We start from the raw sequence: 3305 nt of genomic DNA, 5'->3' as shown, positions 1-3305 counted from the left end.
AATCCTTTCAAATAACTAGTCTATTTATGAGTGTACGACCTAAGAAAATCAAGAACCGATGTCTCGATCCGAGCCAAGAGAAAACGGGCCGGATGCTCCAATGACTTCGCTCGATCCATCATCGGCCAAATGCGATAGCCCTGGGCCTTCCCTCACGGCACGGAATCGAGGTTAACGGTCAATTTTGCTGGAGGATTTCGAGCAAGTAATTTGGATCCCAGCTGGCGGTTTTGCGCTTTGTCTTGACGCTCCCCTTTGCTTTGTTGGCGCGCACGAGGCCGAGCGCGAAGCGGCGCACTACGGCCATGTTCTTGGCACCGTGTTCAGCGCGATAACGGGACAGGTCGTCCTTGAAGGCGACGTCGAGCAACCAGTGCATGCTCTCGACGCACCAATGTCCGCGCACGCCAGCGGCGAGGCGCTCGATATCGAGCACAGCGGAGCAGATGAAATAGCGTGTCTGAGAACTGCTGCTTCGGTCGGCATATTCGAGGCGGGGGTGAACCTTGAGGATGGTCTTGATGTTGCGAAAGCGCGGCTGCCCAGGATAGCTGCGCTGCGAGGAGATCCAGGAGACATTGTCGGAAGCTGTATAGGTGCGGGTCTCAATGCGCCCATGAGCCTTTTCGAGCGTGGTTCTGGTGACCAGCTCGACGGTCGGCGCATCGCTGAAATAGGCAGCGACGTCGGCCTCCAGGGTCGGGTGATTGCCCTTGAGGGCCAGCAGATAGTCGGCGCCATGGCCGACGATCTTGTCGGCGATCTCGACCTGACAGCCCATGGCGTCGATGGTGACGAGCGCCCCTTCCAGTTGCCTGGCCTCGGCAAGCTGATCGAGCAGATCTGGGATGGCGGTGATCTCGTTGGTCTTTTCGGGGACCGAGAGCTGCGCCAGGGTCAGGCGCGCTTTGGTGGCGTAGGCCGAGAGTGTATGGAGTGCCTTCAGCCCCTTGCGTTTGTCGAGGGTGCGTCGCGCCGTCTTGCCGTCGATGGCGATGAGGTCGTGGCGATCGGGCCACAGTGCCACAATCCAGCTTTCGAAACAGCGCCCGAACAGGATCGGATCGATGCGGTTGACCAGGATACGCAGCCAACGCTCGCAGGGAATGCCGAAATGGAACTCCGAGAAGCGGCGCAGAAAGGTCAGATGATGTTGGCCCCAGGCGACGATATCGTCGAAATCGTCGCACGAGCAGATGGTGGCGCAGGTCACCAGCAGCAGCATTTCGTTGAGCGGATACATGATCCGTTGCGGTTCGCGATCGTCCGAAAGATCGGAAAAATGCTCCAGCAACAGCGCCAGCCGCGCACGAGGGGCGTCCTCGCCAACAAACCGAACAACCAAGTCATCCATCGCAGTGCTCCCAACCGAATCAGAGCACCTAAGGAATCACACCGTCACGTCAATGCAAATACAGCCCGAAATCTCATTAACCTGAGTTCCCTGCCGTGGGCCTTCCCTTACCGGGGCTTTTCCGTTTTATAGAATCATGTCACTGTCAAAAAGTGCGCTGCTTATCAGTTGCCCTCCAACCCAAGCGCAGTGCACTGCCCAGGCAGATACCCGCATTTGCCGGGGCACCTCAGCCTATTGAGTGATGTGGGGCCTGCGCGCTGCGATGCCGAAACGCTCACGCTTCGCCGTCGCTCAGTTCGACACATTGCGGCTGCGCCTGATCAAGATCGCAGCGCGACTGATCGAAATGAAGACCCAGATCCGTCTCCATCTGCCGACCTCTTGCCCAGGCCAGAATATCCTGCGCCTCGTGCTCGAACGCATTTCAAAGCTGGCAACTTAAAAAAAGGGCATAAACGCCCCGAAACCTCAACCCGTTCGTCGCAACTTCCAAACCCAGATAACACAACGACCGTTTAAAACCGGCGAATGTCCCCCTGTGAAAAACGCTTACTTCGGCACACGGTAATTTGCACGATGCGCGCCATATCCAATCCGCTATGAATTAACCAGGTTAGTAAACCACAGAGAATCATAAATTCCTGAAATCGCTCAACTTAATTTTCGAGTCGGCTCTCAATATGCGAGACAACTGAGACAACCCTTCCACAATCTGTGAAAGACAGTTACATCTATGCATCAAAAGCAACCCGCGCAGTTCGTAATATCCGCGCGGGGGAGGGGGAGATATCCTATCATTCATCGGCATGACGATTCCACATGTCCGATCATCTTTAGAAAGCTGCCCGTCTACCTATAGTTGTGACAGTGCTTTATCGACGCGCTCGCGGGCTGGTTTTGGAAGTTTGGCGTCCTTGATGGATTGGAGGTTCGAAGTGTCGTCTCCGACTATAACGAGGGCAACCATACCCATGCTGTAGTGCGGGGTACATCTAATAAGATAGACACCGGGTTTCTCGAATGCGTAGGTTTTCGTCTCGTTCATTTTGCTCTTGAAGGGCTCAGCCCCCTCTGGCATGAGTTTTTTTATAGTCTCTGCGTTGTGCCCCTTGTCCTTTGGGACAAAAGTAATCGTGTCACCGATCGCAATCTTACTCAACATCGGTTCAAATACCATGGGACCATCTGCACCCTTATTAAGCATATCGACCTCATGATCCGCTGCGAAGGCCGAACCACTCATAGTCGTCGCTAGAAGGAAACCAATAATGTATTTACGGTAATTCATTTCATTTCTCCTTTGGCATATTGCGATTGACATATTCATGCATATTTCCCGTTTGTTAACTTTATTGGAACCGAGATGTTCCATTGATCCCTTGGTGCCGCTTTCTGTGTTTGCAGTACAAACTGATCACCTCAAACCGAATTGGATCAATCAAGCAGGAAAGCGAAGGTTTGTACCGTTGCGGGTAACGACATGCGCGGAAACTCCCCGCAGTTTTTGTAGCGTATCCTCTATCTGTTTTGAGTCCATGAGATTGAAGGCCGTGGCAAGAGCATCGGCCATTGCGGCGCTTGCGGCGGTCACCGTCACGCGACCATAAAGTGCTGCTGAAAATCCGGTTTTTGGGTTGAGCAAATGGTTAAACCGTCCGGACTCATCGAACTGAAAGCCCGTGAAGCTGGATGTCGCGAGCGCCTGATTGCGAATCTCAATATACTCTTCGGCAGCAGCTCCGGCTTCCAGATCGGCGATGCCAATGCGCCATGCCGTGCCGTCAGCTCTTGAACCGAGAGCGCGATACTCCCCCATATCGATCAGTGCATGTTCGACCCCTGCCCTTTGCAACAATGCCGTCACGCGATCGGTGACATAGCCCTGCGCAATACCATTTAAAGTCAAAGACATAGATGGCTTGGAGAATGCAATGCGGTTATCATCGAA

Annotated in this window: 3 protein-coding genes and 1 pseudogene; 1 reads left to right on the top strand and 3 read right to left on the bottom strand. The window is 53.9% G+C overall.

Translation table 11 applies throughout. From position 1 onward, the window contains the following. Nucleotides 1-178: 178 nt before the first annotated feature. Nucleotides 179-1354, bottom strand: coding sequence for an ISAs1 family transposase (locus tag CES86_RS00255; RefSeq protein WP_094513216.1), 1176 nt, complete (start codon nt 1352-1354; stop codon nt 179-181). Nucleotides 1355-1595: 241 nt separating this feature from the next. Here CES86_RS00255 and CES86_RS00250 point away from each other — a divergent pair. After that, nucleotides 1596-1799: pseudogene (locus tag CES86_RS00250) on the top strand (transposase); the annotation flags it as partial. Nucleotides 1800-2210: 411 nt separating this feature from the next. On the opposite strand, the gene CES86_RS00245 reads toward CES86_RS00250, so the two are convergent. Together CES86_RS00245 and CES86_RS00240 are read right to left on the bottom strand one after the other, a co-directional pair. Continuing rightward, complete coding sequence (locus CES86_RS00245; protein ID WP_094513215.1) at nt 2211-2645, bottom strand: pseudoazurin; 435 nt, start codon at nt 2643-2645, stop codon at nt 2211-2213. 150 nt (nt 2646-2795) lie between these two features. After that, nucleotides 2796-3305 (bottom strand): FAD:protein FMN transferase (locus CES86_RS00240; RefSeq protein WP_208617808.1); only part of this gene is annotated, 510 nt, incomplete at its 5' end.

The sequence above is a fragment of the Brucella lupini genome (assembly GCF_002252535.1).
GTDB classification, from domain to species: domain Bacteria; phylum Pseudomonadota; class Alphaproteobacteria; order Rhizobiales; family Rhizobiaceae; genus Brucella; species Brucella anthropi.
The sequence above is the reverse complement of the archived record's forward strand: the minus strand, read 5'-3'. Positions and strand labels throughout refer to the sequence as shown.